General features: G+C 46.2%; 17 protein-coding genes. 10 read left to right on the forward strand and 7 right to left on the reverse strand.

Annotated elements, in window-relative coordinates; translation table 11 throughout:
* Window positions 1-4: 4 nt before the first annotated feature.
* Entirely contained in the window at window positions 5-1192 is a 1188-nt protein-coding gene (locus tag NIES208_RS10215) for a GNAT family N-acetyltransferase (protein WP_075892379.1), read from the reverse strand.
* Between the two features lie 153 nt (window positions 1193-1345).
* Between NIES208_RS10215 and NIES208_RS10220 the strand changes: the two genes are divergently transcribed.
* Window positions 1346-1897 carry a hypothetical protein gene (locus tag NIES208_RS10220; protein WP_075892381.1) on the forward strand — a complete coding sequence of 184 codons (552 nt, stop codon included), beginning with the start codon at window positions 1346-1348 and terminating at the stop codon, window positions 1895-1897.
* A 22-nt stretch (window positions 1898-1919) separates the two neighbouring features.
* On the opposite strand, the gene NIES208_RS10225 is transcribed toward NIES208_RS10220, so the two are convergent.
* From NIES208_RS10225 to NIES208_RS10245, 5 genes are all read right to left on the reverse strand, one after another.
* Window positions 1920-2729, reverse strand: coding sequence for a hypothetical protein (locus NIES208_RS10225; RefSeq protein WP_075892383.1), 810 nt, complete (start codon window positions 2727-2729; stop codon window positions 1920-1922).
* A 76-nt stretch (window positions 2730-2805) separates the two neighbouring features.
* Window positions 2806-3462, reverse strand: a complete 657-nt coding sequence (locus NIES208_RS10230; protein WP_075892385.1) for a serine/threonine-protein kinase — start codon at window positions 3460-3462, stop codon at window positions 2806-2808.
* Window positions 3463-3771: 309 nt separating this feature from the next.
* On the reverse strand, window positions 3772-4779 hold the full coding sequence (locus tag NIES208_RS10235) for a hypothetical protein (RefSeq protein ID WP_075892387.1): 1008 nt from the start codon (window positions 4777-4779) through the stop codon (window positions 3772-3774).
* Window positions 4780-4866: 87 nt separating this feature from the next.
* Entirely contained in the window at window positions 4867-5988 is a 1122-nt protein-coding gene (gene hetZ / locus NIES208_RS10240) for a heterocyst differentiation protein HetZ (RefSeq protein WP_235641370.1), read from the reverse strand.
* Between the two features lie 334 nt (window positions 5989-6322).
* A complete protein-coding gene (locus NIES208_RS10245; protein WP_075892391.1) occupies window positions 6323-6901 on the reverse strand; it encodes a hypothetical protein in 579 nt (192 codons plus the stop codon).
* 592 nt (window positions 6902-7493) lie between these two features.
* On the opposite strand from NIES208_RS10245, the gene NIES208_RS10250 reads away from it, so the two are divergent.
* From NIES208_RS10250 to NIES208_RS10280, 7 genes are all read left to right on the forward strand, one after another.
* Window positions 7494-8441, forward strand: a complete 948-nt coding sequence (locus tag NIES208_RS10250; RefSeq protein ID WP_315861635.1) for a glycosyltransferase family 2 protein — start codon at window positions 7494-7496, stop codon at window positions 8439-8441.
* A gap of 374 nt (window positions 8442-8815) precedes the next feature.
* A complete protein-coding gene (locus tag NIES208_RS10255; protein ID WP_225875294.1) occupies window positions 8816-10180 on the forward strand; it encodes a PP2C family protein-serine/threonine phosphatase in 1365 nt (454 codons plus the stop codon).
* A 26-nt stretch (window positions 10181-10206) separates the two neighbouring features.
* Window positions 10207-10443, forward strand: a complete 237-nt coding sequence (locus NIES208_RS10260; RefSeq protein ID WP_075892395.1) for a hypothetical protein — start codon at window positions 10207-10209, stop codon at window positions 10441-10443.
* 94 nt (window positions 10444-10537) lie between these two features.
* Window positions 10538-11392, forward strand: coding sequence for a hypothetical protein (locus tag NIES208_RS10265; protein WP_139325035.1), 855 nt, complete (start codon window positions 10538-10540; stop codon window positions 11390-11392).
* Window positions 11393-11424: 32 nt separating this feature from the next.
* Complete coding sequence (locus tag NIES208_RS10270; protein WP_075892399.1) at window positions 11425-12702, forward strand: glycosyltransferase family protein; 1278 nt, start codon at window positions 11425-11427, stop codon at window positions 12700-12702.
* Window positions 12703-12807: 105 nt separating this feature from the next.
* Window positions 12808-13020, forward strand: coding sequence for a TetR/AcrR family transcriptional regulator (locus NIES208_RS10275; RefSeq protein WP_075892401.1), 213 nt, complete (start codon window positions 12808-12810; stop codon window positions 13018-13020).
* Between the two features lie 9 nt (window positions 13021-13029).
* On the forward strand, window positions 13030-13413 hold the full coding sequence (locus NIES208_RS10280) for a hypothetical protein (protein ID WP_139325036.1): 384 nt from the start codon (window positions 13030-13032) through the stop codon (window positions 13411-13413).
* A 393-nt stretch (window positions 13414-13806) separates the two neighbouring features.
* Here the strand turns inward: NIES208_RS10280 and NIES208_RS10285 are convergent, their stop codons facing one another.
* Window positions 13807-14535, reverse strand: a complete 729-nt coding sequence (locus NIES208_RS10285; RefSeq protein WP_075892405.1) for a Bax inhibitor-1/YccA family protein — start codon at window positions 14533-14535, stop codon at window positions 13807-13809.
* Here NIES208_RS10285 and NIES208_RS18975 point away from each other — a divergent pair.
* Window positions 14525-14668 carry a hypothetical protein gene (locus NIES208_RS18975; protein ID WP_171971755.1) on the forward strand — a complete coding sequence of 48 codons (144 nt, stop codon included), beginning with the start codon at window positions 14525-14527 and terminating at the stop codon, window positions 14666-14668. The genes NIES208_RS10285 and NIES208_RS18975 overlap by 11 nt on opposite strands.
* 11 nt (window positions 14669-14679) lie before the next feature.
* Window positions 14680-15651: an acetyl-CoA carboxylase carboxyl transferase subunit alpha gene (accA, locus tag NIES208_RS10290; RefSeq protein ID WP_075892407.1), complete on the forward strand. Its 972-nt coding sequence runs from the start codon at window positions 14680-14682 to the stop codon at window positions 15649-15651.
* Window positions 15652-15694: the final 43 nt, after the last annotated feature.

Raw genomic sequence — 15694 nt, forward strand, 5'->3', positions numbered from 1 at the left:
CTCCTTAAGAAATCTTGAGTTGAACCTCGGATTTTTTGAAGGGAATATCCTCATTAATCGCATCAATTTCTGACTGTTCCATCTCATTAATCTCGTCAATATAAGCCTTTAAAATTTGCTGCATCTTCGGCTGATAAAACTGGTGGAGACTGTAATTCGGTCTTGCTGGAAAGCCCCGACGGCGTTTATGTTTGCCGCCAGCACCGGGGTCGTACATCTTTACACCATTGGCGATCGCCCACTGAATCGGTTTGTAATAGCAAGCTTCAAAATGGAGACAATCATACTCATCAAAAGCTCCCCAATAGCGACCATACATATTTTCATTTTTGCGGATACAAAAAGATAATCCAACGGGATGCTGATCGTCTTTTTCTGTGTAAGCCGTCGCTAAAACAACGCGGTGGCGATAGGTCGTTGCCAGATTCGCAAAAAAGCGTTTGGTGAGATATTTACTCCCCCAAAAAAACTTATCGCAGGTACTACTATAAAACCGATAAATAAGGGGAAAATAATGGTCAGGAATTTCATCACCCGTCAAAATTTTCATCTGCAAACCCGCTTTATCTACCGCCTTCCGTTCGCGCTTAATATTTTTACGTTGATTTGAAGTGAAAATACCTAAATAATCATCGAAGGTTTCAAAGTTTTCATTCCCCCAAATATAACCATGGTGCAGCCACGCACTAAAGCCCAACTGCTCCATAATATTTTTCCATTTAGGATCCACAAAAAGAAAATTACAACCGGAAATGTTGTGGCGATCGCAAAACTGATTAATCGCAGCAACCATTAGACGGCAAATTTCCAGCTCATCCTCACTAGCATCAATCAAAAATCGATACCCAACCGCGGGTGTAAAGGGAGTCATCCCCACCATTTTCGGATAATATTCATGGCCTAAACGGTGGGACAAATCCGCCCATTGGTGATCAAAGACAAATTCACCGTAGCTATGGCCTTTGATGTAGAGGGGAGCCATGGCCACAAATTCACCATCCCGCTTTACCGAAAGATGACAAGCCTGCCAACCGGAACGATGACCGACACTGCCGGAAACTTCAATATTATTGAGCCATTCCCACTCAAGAAAAGGTGTTTTCAGGGGTTGTGCTAACGCGTCCCAAATGTCCTTCGGGATTTCTGCGATTTGACTGTGCCATGTAACCGTGTATTGAGACGTTGCGACCATAGTTTAGGCAGGCATTTCAAGTTTTTACTACCTTAATTGATCTATTTAGATTTTGCATTGTAATCACGGATTAAGGGCAGATCTTGGTGTTGCTCCTACAGAAATTTTGGGATTGACTGCTATCGTAAAAAGCAAATGGCAAGTGATTAGGTAATGTCAGATTTTACTTTGGCAAAGATTCGAGGTTTTCCGTGGCTCTCTCTCTGTTTATTTTGTTTAACCTACGGCATTTTTGGCTGGCTAGTGGGGAGTTTTTTAAACGACTGGCAAGCTTGGATATTAACTCACCAAAATTGGTTTTTCTGGGACATTAATGAGGCGATCGCCCGCCAGATGAGTATTGGCTTTGGGGCAAGCTTAGTTTTTATCCTAATGGTCATTCTGACTGCTCCACTACACCTCGTGAGGATTTGCTTTAGCAGTTGGCTTCGTTCCGACACCCGCGCTTTTATCTCCGTCTTAGGCTGGGCCTTAGCAGCGGTGCTCATTATCACCTGGTTCCACTATTTTGCCCGGTTGTTTGTACTTATTTCCGCTGGAATGCTGTGTCACCTCGATTTACAACTATGTGGTTGTCGAGCTTGGCAAGTATTTGTTGTGCTCACGATCCTCAGCTTAGGCAGCTATACTCTCGGTCTCCATGGCTTCATGCAGTGGGGAACACCGCTCACAAGTGTGCTACAAAGCGTTCGTTTTTTGGTGTAATGCTAGTGATTAGTGCAACGTTTTAACGGCCTTGGATCGGGGGATAGATTGTTTTGTTAGAAGGTTGGGAAAGTGGGGTGATGGGTTGCTCCGGTGCATATCGAATCTCTGCGGCCAAAATTGGTGGCTCAAAGGATTCAATGGATTTCTTTGGGGCGATCGCCCCCTTATCTTCCGAAAATTGCGCCAAAATCGGCGGCTCACATTGTTTGCCAGTGGGTGTCGACAAAAGCAGTTGTGGCACATTGCTTAAGGCTTGAATGGTTGCGGCGAGAATAGGTGGCTGCCACGAAACAACTTTAAAACTTGAAGCTTTAAAACTTGAAGCTTTCTGAGCTTGCTTCGGTGTGCGAGCGAGAATGGGCGGGTCAATGGTCTTGCCAGTTGGACTAGGGATTGGTGGTTGGGAAATTTGTTGTAGCGGGCGAATGTCGGCAACCAAAATAGGTGGTTCCATTGTGATTGGCGCAGTGCCAGCCTGGGTTTGCTCTGGGACGGATTCGACAGCGCTAATGGTTTGAATATTTTGCCGTTCAAGTTCCCGTAATTCTAGTTCCCGCACTTGTGTCTTGAGGGCTTGAATTTTTTCGTTGAAATCAAGGGAAAGAGACTGAATTTCTAGCTCATGTTTACGTTGATATTCTGTTTGTAGTTCGGCGATCGCCTCTTTGAGACGAGTTTCATGGGCGATTTCCGCATCAGTAAGAGCACGACGAGCCTTGGCCAATTCACGTTCAGATTCGTCCAGTCGGTCTAAATCCTTCATTTGGATGAAATATAGTACCGCCGCCCCCAGCCCAAACCCAATAATGCCAAAAATTAAAGCGTTCACAAACCTTACCCTCCCAAACAAACCCATTCATATGGGCTGTAATTTCAGTGATCGATCTTAACCTAATGTGTCCACCCTAACCCTTTGCCCATCGCCGCCACACACGATAAAGATGCCGCACTTGGTCTAGCAAAATGTAGGGAATTTTTAGATTAAGCTTGGCGATTATGGGTTGATATATCCAAGCATAAGCTCGCTTGAGATCATCCCAAGCATGGCAGGGAGCCGAATGAAGAAAATCTGAGATATCCACCACCAATCCTTTCCCCGTTGCACTAAGCATCACATTTTTGCCATGGACATCATGGGGAGTTAGGCCCCGCTGACGTGCATAGTCTAAAGCTTCGTCAACTTCAGTAATCACCTGTGGCGGAATCGCGATGCCTTGGTGCAGACAATCGTACAAAGTGATACCGTCAAGACGCTTTAAAACAAGATATCCATCTTCTGCATGGTGACATTCAGAGAAAGCTGGGTGGCAGCCAAGACGCTGATAAACATCCACTTCTGCCGCAAAACCGTCACGACCCGGAGCATAAATTTTAGCAACCCAATCAGGGAAATCGGGATGAATAAATACAGCTGCGTAGTTACCTGTGCCTAATACTTGCCACGGTGCTGGACAATGGTAAACAACCACAGGATGGTAAGGATGTTCGCTGGCAAATTGAAGTTGGGGTCGCAATTCTATTCTGAGACGATCACAGAATTCTTTTAGTAAAACATCCGACATAAAACGTTTTTACTGTAATAACTTCAACTTCAACACCCTGTAAGTAAACTGGTAATTTTTACTTGGGGCTGAATTTTGATGCTGTTGTGTTTATTAATTGTAAAAACTTGTCGTGTGATCTAGCAATTACCCTATAATTTTTCCTGTTTTTCAGCACGAGACCCTAGGACTAGCCGAACTTTTAGGCCATAAATCATGAACGCTACTATGGGTCAAGACAAAACTTGTAACTCGCACCATTTCAGTAATCTGGTCAAAAAATAAACCGCCAGAACGAGAAGCACCCAAAAATTATGACTCGTTCTTGATTTAGACAGATTGAAGGGCGATCGCCACCGTGAGAGGTTCCTGATTAGCCTGATTTAAAGTAATCGTAATGGGGTAGATGCCGTTTTCTTGACAGTCAACTAAAGTCAAACATAGATCGCCCGGATACATCCGCGATGCACTAGCAGAGCCTTGGGCACTTTCCCAAGTGACATGGCCACCTTGGGGGACACGCACCAACACACGAATGGTTTTACCAAGGGTCAAGTCAGATGCCGTAATATATTGTGCCTCGACGGCGATCGCCCCGACAGTCGTTTCAAACTTTGCCGATTTAAAAGGAGACTCAGACGATAGAGAAATCACAAGATTCTCCATAATCTTTTGCGCCGCCAACATGGACATCACAATTTGCTGCTGCTCATTGGCCGTTTCGTAGTTCCCCTCAAGGACAGCCGTAGCATCAGAACGACTCGGTTGCGGCGTGGTCACGATCCAATTGGCCATTTTGTGCAACATCATCGGATCCACATCAAATAAAGACTCCACCGCTTGCACAAGCTTAATGCCCTGAGGATTCAGCGATCGCATCGCTTCAGAACAAGACTGGATGAGCGCCTTTAAAGTCGATTGAGGCAAATTAAACGGATTCTCAAATGCCGCTAACTGAGGCTGCCAGAGAGAATCCTGCAGTGCCTGTTCCGCTTGTTGCTCCTCAATGAAATAGGCCTCATTGCCCGTTTCCCAAGGAAAGCGAGGGGGGTTGTTTTCAGTTTCCTGAAGCAAGCGATCCTTTAATAAATTTTGGTAGCGCGTTTCAATCGCGTTGAAAGTGGTCATATTCGTTGATAATTCCTCGTCAGTAACATGGTCTGGTAGAAGCTCCGATGACAACAATTCAGCCCCTATTGCATCCCTCTCAAGTTCAGATACCGAATCAGGATAATTGCTTGACCAAGGCTGATGTTTTTCTTCATGTAAACCCAGTTCTTTCTCCGACGCTGTCGGAGGATTAAGCGAATTTTGGGAAGCATTTGTTTGTTTATCCATGTCACTATTCACGTCGAAATATTTAAGATCAGGACAGTTACTTACGTATTTTTTGAAAAAGTTATAAAAATACGCCAGTGAATCTAACTAAGTCAGGGTTTTGTTACGGAGATCCCAAGCGGTCTCTAGGAGCTTTCCCCAGAGTTTATCAGTTTGAGATGGTGTCAGGGAAAGGCTTTTGGCTATTTCCTTATGGGTTAGTCCCTGTTGCTTTAGCTCCAGTAGTTTTTGTTGAGGGTCACTTAATTCTTCAAGGAGATTGTCCCACTGGCTCGGTGTTAACCCAAGATTTTGTTCCAAAGTCGCCCCAAGCCACTGGTGTACCAATTCCCAATTGTGGGACAGGGCAAAACGAATTAAATGGTATTTAAAGCGTTGTTGTAGATAGTCTCGCTGGCGAGGCGTTAAGCCTAGTACAGACTCGATTTCAGCCGTTGCACAGTCCCGCAGCCGCAAGACAAAATAGTCTATGCAATCTAGTTGCTGTTTTTCTTCTAAATATTGGATTAGCTCTTGGGCAACGGTTTCCCGGAGGTTGCGGTCGGTGAGTTCGTTATCTTCACCTTGGGTTGCCATGTACGTACGTAGTTGTTGCATGGCTACGCCTTCCCATTCTTTGTCGTCACGACTAAAGGAGCTTTCGGCTGCGGTCATATCGACGGAAGCTTCTAGGGGTTGCTGCTGGGAAAAGGTTTGGGCTCTAAGGATGATGAGTTGCTGCGATCGCCCCCGGGAAAAGGTAATCCGACGCTTCGCATAACGCTCGGTAAAGGCCATGTATTCAGATAATTCTAGGAGGCTACGGGGACTATAGGTGGGTAAAACATCGGCTTCTCGCCGGAAGGCATTTAATGTTTCTGCGTAAAAACCTTGTAAAAAGTCTTCAATGAGATTGACCTTCGCCTGATAGCTGGAAATCCCTTGCCGGAGAGAAATGTAGCGATAAATAATGGCGCTTAGGGTACTTTGCAGCTCAACCCTGCCGCGCCTTGAGCCGAGTTTGTAGTAGTTTAGGCATTGGCGAATGCGGTGTTCGGCAAGGTTTTTTTGCCATTTGCCGACCTCGCCTGTGCGTTGAATGCGATCGCTTTCTCGGCAGATCCGATTGACTTCTTCCACGATGCGCTCTGCCACCTGATGACATTGCGATTCAGACGCTTTTGTTGATTGCTCTAATTGCTGTTGGGTGAACTGAACAAGTGACTCCACGTTTGCGTAGGTAACCCCTCTGAAGTTGCTAATTGTCATTTTAGGTGAATAATTCAAATGAAGCCCATAATCTCTTAGATCCATTCAGCTTTGGAGAGTATTTGCGGAGCTTATATTCTTTCTCAAGATTTTTTGCGTAAATCCTGACAAAAGGAGAAATGTTTACGTCAAAATGACTACGTAGTGCAGGTCTGTTGTGTCGTCCGAGGTTGGGGATAGGCGCAATCTTTGGGGCTTGGGGTTTAAGGGTTTGTCGAGTTTTTGCTTGGCTTTGTGTTTAAGGTTGGTGCGTGATGTTTTGTAGCAGGGCGGTGAGTGTAGGGGATAAAAAATATCATTCTAGTTTTGTCCATAGCGCAACGCCTCCTCCTTTGCCTCGTGCGGCGATCGCCTGTTCAGACATATAAAAGTAACTAAAAAATGGTTGTTTCCCAATGGGCATATCGTGAAACTTTTTTGTGTCAGTGCCGCCTCTAAGATCTCCTTCGTACAGCTTTAAGCCGCCTAGTTTGACGATGATGTGGGTAAAGTCAAATCCCATTAGACGTTTTTGTGCCTGAAATTTAATGGGGCCAGACACGGCAAGATCAAGTAGCCCAAATTTTACGGAGTTTAGAACTGTGCCTTTTTGCCATTTGGTTGATGGGTCATTGTCGGGCGCGGCTGAATAGGCGATCGCCACGGTAATTAAACGGGGTAGATAGCGCCCTTTGCCTATCACATTGCCTGCATTTTTTTGTGCTTTTTTTGTGCCTGTAATAAACGTGAGTCGCCAGTTTCCGAGTAGCTGCTCGAAGTCGTAAACACGCTTTTCTTTTTTTGCTGATTTTTCGAGGGCAAGTAACTGCGATAGCAACGCCTCTGATGAGGGGCGATTGTTTTTTAGATCTAAATGTTCGAGGGTGGCAGTCATTACGGCAAAAAAGAAAGGACTGATTACATTCTCCAACAAAAATCAACGAAATATTGTTGGTAGTACCAGCCCTCATGGGAGATTTTGTCTCAGGGTTTAGGCTGCGCCGTAGGTCAGAAAATCGGTGTACCCCTCAGCGCCAGCGGGAGAATACCACGTGGATACGTCTGCATCTGGATTGAGCGCCCAGTCGTGGGAGCCGTTGCCCCACGGTTTTGCAGGGCTAAACCTTAAAAATCAAGGGATTCGAGCAGTTTTGGTGAAGAGGTACTCATAAAATTTTTTTTGCTCGATGACCTAACGTTTTTGGACTAATTTTAACTAATCAGTCAATTATTGAGCTTGGTGTAGCAGATACATGGGGACTCAGTTTTGCAGATTTCCCCACCAAATGACAATTAAAGGTGTGGCGATCGCCCCATGCCCAGAAGTAGAAAATTATCATTCTCGTTTTACATAAGATTAAGTAGCAGAAAAATACTAAAAAAATATGTCCCCACTAATCTAGACGGCGATCGCCAAGATTCCGAGACTCCCCTAGGTCATTATTAAAATCCGGTAACATAGAGCAGTCTTCTACGCCTGGGTGAAAATTTTGGTTTATATCAGCGTCGTGATTCCGACCTACAATCGCAAACCAATTTTGACAAAATGTCTCGATGCCCTAGAACAACAGCAAGTCCCCGAAGAATTACAAAATGGTGGCTACGAAATTGTCGTTGTTGACGATGGCTCCACCGATGGCACTGTGACGTGGCTCCAAAATGACGCGACTCAGTACCCCCACGTCCGTCTCTTTGAACAAGCCCATAAAGGCGCAGCCGCAGCCCGCAATCTCGGCGTTGAGCAAGCCAAGGGTGACATTATTATTTTCATTGACAGTGATTTAGTCGTCACAGAAACCTTCCTCGCGGCCCATCTCGAAGGTCTGCGCCAAGGCAAACGCAAACTGAAAAGCGATCGCCTCTTTACCTACGGTCGTGTCATTAATACCGCTAATTTTGCCGAGCCAACTTCAGAACCCTTTAAAGTCACCGATTATTCCGCCGCCTATTTCGCCACGGGCAATGTGGCGATCGCCCGCCAATGGCTCCTCGAAGCAGGCCTATTTGATACCGGCTTTCAGCTCTACGGCTGGGAAGACCTTGAACTCGGTGTACGCCTCAAAAAACTAGGTTTAACATTAATTAAATGTCCCGATGCAGTGGGCTACCATTGGCATCCCCCCTTTAGCCTGGAGCAAATCCCACAATTAATCGACCAAGAAATTCAACGGGGCAAAATGGGTGTCGTGTTCTACGAAAAGCATCCGACCTGGGAAGTGCGCATGATGATCCAAATGACAATCTTGCACCGTATCCTCTGGGGTGTGCTATCCCTAGGCGGTTGGCTCAACGAAAAACGCCTAAAACCTCTTTTAACTTGGCTCATTAAACGCGGAAAATCCCAGCTCGCCCTTGAAGTAGCTCGTATCTTCCTAAATTGGTACAACGTTCAAGGGGTTTATGCAGCTTATCGTGAAGCAAAAACTTCTTCCTAAAGACTATTTATTCCCCAGAAAGGAAGGCCGCCCCAACGAATTACTTGACATAGGTACAGCCATTGAGCTATCAATTAGCAACCTTGATTGTCCAACCCCTAGACAACTTTCAGGACATACTACGATTTTGAAATTTCCATGTAGAGCAATGTAGCGCTGTAAACCATCGCGATATTTGCCTATAGACTCTCTGAAATTTAGTATTAATCCTTGTCTTTCGATGTATCCCTGAGTCCCGACTCTTTCGAACTTCATCTCCTGCGCGAACTATTGTGATCTCAACTTCTAGCCTCCAGCCATCTGCAAATGTCCCAGGCTCTCAGCACCAAGAGTCACATTTAGCTGCGCAAAGCCAACAGACGCAAGGAGAAACTGTGCCTGCTGCCGACCCCATCCAAGACGATGTTGAGTTCCTTAAAGCCCAAATTGCGAAGCTCAGCCGTGAACAAACTAAAATCCAAGATCTTTTAAGTTCTTTGGGTTTTGCGCTGCGTAGTTTTAATAATTTAAATCAGTTTTTAGAGTTGACTCCCCTGATGTCCGCGCGGGTTTCTGATGCTGATGGTGGTGCGTTGCTCACCTTTACGCAGGAAGGTCGCATTTGCCTCGAAAAAATTTATTGTGCTCAAGGCGATCACTGCGGTGTCATTAAACAAACTTTTAATCAGTTAGAAAGTTTTGGAGCTGGTGGTTCTGCTCCTTTGGATTTAGATCGTATTGATGATTGGTTGCAATCGGAGCTAGAGGATATTGCGATTCTTCACAGTACGTCTATCCTTGTTAAAAATACCGAGCGCGGCCGACTTTATATTTTTAGTGTTGATGAGGCGTATGTTTGGGATATTACCCGTCGTAAATTGGTGCAATTAGTCGCGGATCAAACGGCTGTGGCGATCGCCAATAATGATCTCACCAGTAAATTGCGCCAGAAAGAAAAGCAAGACCGCGAACTCGAAATTGCTTCGGAAATTCAAAATCATTTACTGCCCCGTGCCTGTCCACAAATTAATGGTTTGGCGATCGCCGCCGAATGTCGCAATGCCTACCGAGTCGGCGGCGACTATTACGACTTTATTCCGTCAAACTATGACCGGGTACGCCATCAAGATGACCCAAAATTAGTACAGTGTGTGCCTTGGAGCATCGTCATTGGTGATGTAATGGGTAAAGGTGTGCCTGCGGGTTTAATTATGACCATGACCCGGGGGATGTTGCGGGCAGAAGTCCTAAACCGCCACTCGCCAGCTAGGGTTCTTACCCATTTAAATCGGGTCATGTATCCAGACCTTGATAATTCCCATCGCTTTGTGACGCTGTTTTATTCTGAGTATGATCCGTCGAGCCGCAAACTCTCTTTCTGTAATGCGGCTCACCATCCGCCGTTGTTATGGCGTGCCCAGTCGGACACCATCGAAAAGCTAGATACTTGGGGCATGTTGATCGGTCTGGATATGGATTCTAAGTATGAAGAAAGCGAAGTGACTCTAGAGCTCGGCGATATCGTTCTTTATTACACCGATGGTTTTACTGACGCGGTGAATGCCCATGGCGATCGCTTCGATGAAGAAAATCTTTACCAAAGTTTCCAAGATGCCTGCCGTACCCACACCACTCCAAACGAGATTGTTGCAGCCCTATTTAAGAAAGTAGGACAATTTACCTATCCTAAAATTCGTAATAGTGACGATATGACTTTGGTGGTTGTGCAGGTACAATCGGAAACTGTTAAGCCCTGTTAGTCATCACTTACTTCCCCCCCCATCCCATGTCTTTTCAAAAGCCTCTAACTTCCGTTCCCGCAGCTCAGCAAGCTGGGTTGCTCGAAACTTTACCTCAGCCAGAATTAGTGATTGGCCAACAGCTCAGCGGCTATGTGGAAGATCCAGATGTTCTCGGGCAGATCCAAACTGGTCTGACTAATTTTGTTGAATCTGGTCAGCTTTGGGCGATGATCGGCGGTTTTATTTTGGGTTATATGTTTGCGGGTCTGCGCCGCGGTTAAACACTCTGTATCACCGTAAAATTACGGTATGCTTAGGACATTGTCGCTTTGCTAGTGATCATCACCTTGATTCATTGTGTCGTTTCGGATTCCTGTGCCTAGATTTTTTCGCGATCGCCAACGAAGACCTTGGATTTCTCCGTCAATTCTGAAACAGGATTGGGTGGATGTGCCCAATATTGTCGCGTTAAGTCGTTCGGTCAATTGGCAACAGTTCCTTGCCCTAAGTAGTGTTAGTGCTGTTTCTGTGAATTTATGGGCATGGCAGTGGGAATTGGTGGCGGCAACGGGTATTGGGGCGGCAATGATGGCAGCGATTTATACGGCCTATGACCTGCCTTGGCCAAAGTATATTGACATTTTTGAGCGACTATGGCGCAGTGATTATCAGCGCTTACTTGTTTCTGTGGCGGCTGGTTCTCTTGGTGTTTTTACAAGTTTTGGGGCGATCGCCCTGTGGGAGTCGGTAGATAACCATTGGTTGGTGCTCGTCTTGGGCGGTCAAACGCTAATGATTGCGGCTCTGCTCTTACTGACGATGAAACAATCATGGGGAAAAGACAAGCAGGATAAGCAATTTGAAACAGCCCTCGGTGATCTATGCCATGACAGTCGGGTGAAGCGTTTAGCCACCATTCGTTTTTTTCGGCAGCGACTCCTTGATCAAGGTTTAACGGCTGAGCAGCAACAGGTTCTCTATACGTTTTTGCACTTAGCTTGGCGTGAAGAAACGGACGCAGTGTTACGGGAAGCATTACTTTCTACTTTGAGTTTGGCTCAAAAATTTGAACAGGGTATCAATCCACCTACGCCTTTAGCTTCACCGAGGGTAAATAATGAACCGCTACGGCTACAAAAGTTTTCATCCATTGAGCGGCCATTGTGGCGATCGCCCCAGTCCCAGCGGCCAGTGAAAATGACCCGAACATTTCAAGATGAAGGCATTTAGTGGGGCTGTCGTCCCCTCGCCCGGAAGAATCTATGGCATCGAAACCTTTTGACCTGATCATTCTTAGTAATGGACCGGGGGAGATCACCACTTGGGTAAAACCCGTTGTGCGAGCTGTGAGGGAAAGATTTGGGACATTAGTGCGTATTTCTGTGGTGCTGTCTCCCTGTAGCCACAGCACAGGCCGGGAGGCGGCGATCGCCCAGAGCTATCCAGAAGTGGATCGGGTACAACGTGCAGAATATTTTTTTCCTTTTTTGCTTTTCGGTAAAACCGAAAGACATTGGGGCTGGTTTAAACAGGGCATTGTGGTGTTTCTCGGTGGCGATCAATTTTTTCCCCTCATTATTGGTAAGCGCCTCGGTTTTAAAACGCTAATTTACGCTGAATGGGAAGCCCGCTGGTGGCGATATATTGATGCCTTTGGGGTGATGAGCCATAAAGTTTTGGCAAAAGTCCCGCCCCGTTACCAGCACAAATTTACGGTTGTCGGCGATTTAATGCGTGATATTACCGCAGATGCATCCAAATCGGACAATGTCCAAGAGGTGATTATTGGTTTATTGCCCGGTTCTAAGGCGATGAAATTAACCCAAGGCCTACCGCTAACCTTGGCGATCGCCGAACAACTCCATTTCCAAAAACCCACCATAAAATTTGTCTTACCCGTCGCTCCGACCCTCACCCTACAAGACCTCGCTAAATTTGCAGACCCAATACAAAACCCTGTTGTGGCATTGGTCAATGGTCAAACCGCCCAACTAAAACAAATCGGAGAAACACCTTTCCTAGAGACCCCCACTGGCTTGCAAATTGAACTGATCTGCGCATTTCCAGCCCATGGAGTTTTGCAGCAATGCAGCCTCTGTTTAACGACAATTGGTGCAAATACTGCCGAGCTAGGGGCATTAGGTGTTCCCATGATTGTGCTACTACCCACCCAACAAATTGATGCCATGCAAGCTTGGGACGGTATTCCGGGCTTGATTGCGAAGATCCCGTTATGTGGTGCTTGGTTTATTCGCTGGTTTAACCGCCGTATGGCGCAATGGATCCAAAAACATCAGCATTATTTTGCTTGGCCAAATATCTGGGCAAAAGGCCAAATTGTGCCTGAGCTGGTGGGGGATCTCACGGCAGAGCAAGTGGCGGATTTGGTGATGGATTTTTTAGAGCATCCGCAAAAACTACAAACGATACGCGCCGATCTTCGAGAATGCCGAGGGGAAAGCGGTGCAGCGAAAAAGCTGACCCAAGTAATCGCAAAAACCCTCAGGACCCATGGGGATCGCCGCAGACATGGCCATTGACTTACCCTGAATCCGGACACAATTTACCCAGATTGCGTTTATTTTTTTGACTTAATGGTCAAGCTAAATTTGGGATGATGAGTCTACTCACATTTTGGAAAAACTATGGCTGGTCGTAAACTCACATTTAAACGGGAAGTTGTTTTAGATAAAGCAATGGCTCTCTTTTGGGAGAAGGGTTACCCTGCGACGGGTTTGACCGAATTGCTAGAGTGTATGGGTATTAAGCGCCAAAGTCTTTACAACACATTTGGTAATAAGCATGGGCTTTTTCTGGAGGCGATCGCCCACTATAGCTCAACGATTGTCAAAAATTGAGAAGCTGAATTGTTAATGCCGGGTTCGGCGATCGCCAATATAGAAGCCTTTTTTGAGCGCATCATAAAAAATGCCAGCATTCTAGGCTGTAGAGGCTGTTTCATCGTTAATACGATGGTGGAGCTTGCCCCCCACGATCCACAGGTTGCCACTGAAGTAGAACAGCTTTGCCAACAGGTCGAACGTACCTTTACGTCAGTTATAGATAAGAATTTAGCTGATATTTCTTTAAAGAAAGGAAGACAAGGAGAGGTAGAGACACGGAGAACCAACGAAAATTTGCGTTTTTTGACCCCTAGGATTGTTTGGATAAAACATCTCCCTATCTCTCGCTCTCTTATTCGCCGCGTCGTATTGCCGAGTATCCTTAAGCAAAACTCAGGTTACCTTTGAAACCGCCCTCAAACAGGCGATCGCCGAAGGTGACCTCCCAGAAGACTTCGCCACAAAAAAATTGCCCGCTACCTGTACCATATTGCCCTTGGCCTCAATGTCCGCACCAAAGGTATCCCTAACCCCAACGAGCTACGGGAAACCCTCGATCTTGCCCCCACAGTTTTACATCCATAGAGCTATAGTCAAAACTATCAAAATCCAGACATTTAATAGGCTTCAAAGCCTTGTGGTGTAAGAATTTAACCCGTTAAAACCCTACCAATCTTACCCGCTACGACTATAACTTTCATCCCACAAAAAAACTCCCCACCAAAAGATGGAGAGCGAACAAGTGACTAACTAAAAATCTTTAACATTGCCACCAAATTTAAACAATTCGTTTGTTCATGATTAGTCGCGACTGTTAATCGCAATCAAGAGACGAAGAATAAACACAAACAAGTTGATGTAGGTGAGATACATCGACAGAGCCGCCGAGAGATATTGCTCATCACGGTAGGTGCGAGGCAATACATAGAAATCAACAACAGCACAGCCAGCAAATAGCAATGTACCAAGACCAGAAATACCCACTTCTAGCCAGCTAGGGGTATAGACACCAAAGAAGCTAAAACCGAGTTGCGCCACGAGGACAACCAGCAAAGCTGTAATACCGAGACGCACTGTTTGAGCCAGAGCTAAGCCATCTTCGTCAGACAGATTTGAACCAATGTTACGGGCAACAATGAAGGTTACGCCGCAACCTAACGCCGCAATACCGACACCTTGAATACCCACACCAGCAGTACCAAGGGCGAGGGCAACTAAACCTGTGAGAGTATAGCCAGAAAGTAAACTGTAGACGGCTAAAAGAGGCAGTGCTGTGGTGTTATTGCCTTTCTCTGCAACACCGCGAGCGACGAAGAAAAGTACGAGCTCAGCAATGAGGGCAACCCAGAAAGTCGGCATAAAGATGCCGGGATTAGTCTGGATAACGCCAAGGCCACCATAGGTTCCCAGAGCTGTTAGAACTAAACCACCACCAAGATAGGGAAGCGCGTTTTTAATAACGTCAGAGCCAACGAGGTCTTGTCCCTTGGCCTGCCGTATGGCATCGCGGAAATTACTTGTGTTACTCATAAAGACTTGTTTTTATCCAGAAATTATTGGCTTAGTTATATTCTGGCAAAATTTGGGGGCGATCGCAGTACGGATTTCTTTACTGTTGGTAGAGCTTGTGGCGATAATGGGAGGTGGTAAACGTTGTCAATAAACGAGATCACCATGCCGAAAACGGAGCGTCGTACATTTTTATTGGACTTTGAGAAGCCACTGTCTGAGCTAGAATCACGAATCGATCAAATTCGAGAGCTGGCAGAAGAAAATAATGTCGATGTCTCGGAGCAGATCAAGCAGCTTGAAGAGCGTGCCGATCAGCTCAGAAACGAAATTTTTAGTGCCCTCACCCCCGCCCAAAGATTACAGCTGGCTCGCCATCCCCGTCGCCCTAGTACCCTCGACTATGTGCAAATGATGACGGATGAATGGTTTGAGCTCCATGGCGATCGCGGTGGGTCTGATGATCCGGCGCTCATTGGCGGTATTGCCCGCTTTGATGGACAGCCGGTGATGATGCTTGGTCACCAAAAGGGTCGTGACACAAAGGATAATGTTGCCCGCAACTTTGGGATGCCTGCTCCCGGTGGCTATCGCAAGGCAATGCGCCTGATGGATCACGCGAATCGCTTTGGGATGCCCATTTTGACGTTTATTGATACTCCCGGTGCTTGGGCTGGTCTTGAAGCGGAAAAACTTGGTCAGGGGGAGGCGATCGCCTACAACTTACGGGAAATGTTTAGTCTTGATGTACCGATTATCTGCACTGTCATTGGTGAAGGGGGTTCCGGCGGTGCGCTTGGTATCGGTGTCGGCGATCGCGTTTTAATGCTCCAACACAGCGTCTACACTGTCGCAACCCCTGAAGCTTGCGCTGCGATTTTATGGAAAGATGCAGGAAAATCGGAGCAAGCAGCTGCAGCCCTTAAAATTACGGCAGAAGACTTAAAAAAACTAAGTATTATTGACGAAATTGTGACCGAGCCGCCCTCTTGTGCCCATTCTGATCCAATCAATGCAGCACGCTTACTAAAACAAACCATTCAGTCTAATTTACAGACTTTGATGCAGATGACTCCCGACCAACGTAAGGATTTGCGTTACCAGCGTTTCCGTAAAATCGGCGTGTTTTTAGAATGACCTTAAACCTTCTATAATGATTAAGGTTTAGGATGCTATACTA

Origin of the sequence: [Limnothrix rosea] IAM M-220 (assembly GCF_001904615.1) — a bacterium.
GTDB lineage: Bacteria > Cyanobacteriota > Cyanobacteriia > Cyanobacteriales > MRBY01 > MRBY01.

Bases quoted from the DNA above. Each gene is read 5' to 3' on its own strand.
- NIES208_RS10245 (WP_075892391.1), bottom strand. From the start codon at position 6,901: ATGACTGCCACCCTCGAACATTTAGATCTAAAAAACAATCGCCCCTCA.
- NIES208_RS10235 (WP_075892387.1), bottom strand. From the start codon at position 4,779: ATGGATAAACAAACAAATGCTTCCCAAAATTCGCTTAATCCTCCGACA.
- NIES208_RS10230 (WP_075892385.1), bottom strand. From the start codon at position 3,462: ATGTCGGATGTTTTACTAAAAGAATTCTGTGATCGTCTCAGAATAGAA.
- NIES208_RS10215 (WP_075892379.1), bottom strand. From the start codon at position 1,192: ATGGTCGCAACGTCTCAATACACGGTTACATGGCACAGTCAAATCGCA.
- NIES208_RS10260 (WP_075892395.1), top strand. From the start codon at position 10,207: ATGTCTTTTCAAAAGCCTCTAACTTCCGTTCCCGCAGCTCAGCAAGCT.
- NIES208_RS10270 (WP_075892399.1), top strand. From the start codon at position 11,425: ATGGCATCGAAACCTTTTGACCTGATCATTCTTAGTAATGGACCGGGG.
- NIES208_RS10275 (WP_075892401.1), top strand. From the start codon at position 12,808: ATGGCTGGTCGTAAACTCACATTTAAACGGGAAGTTGTTTTAGATAAA.
- NIES208_RS10220 (WP_075892381.1), top strand. From the start codon at position 1,346: ATGTCAGATTTTACTTTGGCAAAGATTCGAGGTTTTCCGTGGCTCTCT.
- accA (WP_075892407.1), top strand. From the start codon at position 14,680: ATGCCGAAAACGGAGCGTCGTACATTTTTATTGGACTTTGAGAAGCCA.
- NIES208_RS10285 (WP_075892405.1), bottom strand. From the start codon at position 14,535: ATGAGTAACACAAGTAATTTCCGCGATGCCATACGGCAGGCCAAGGGA.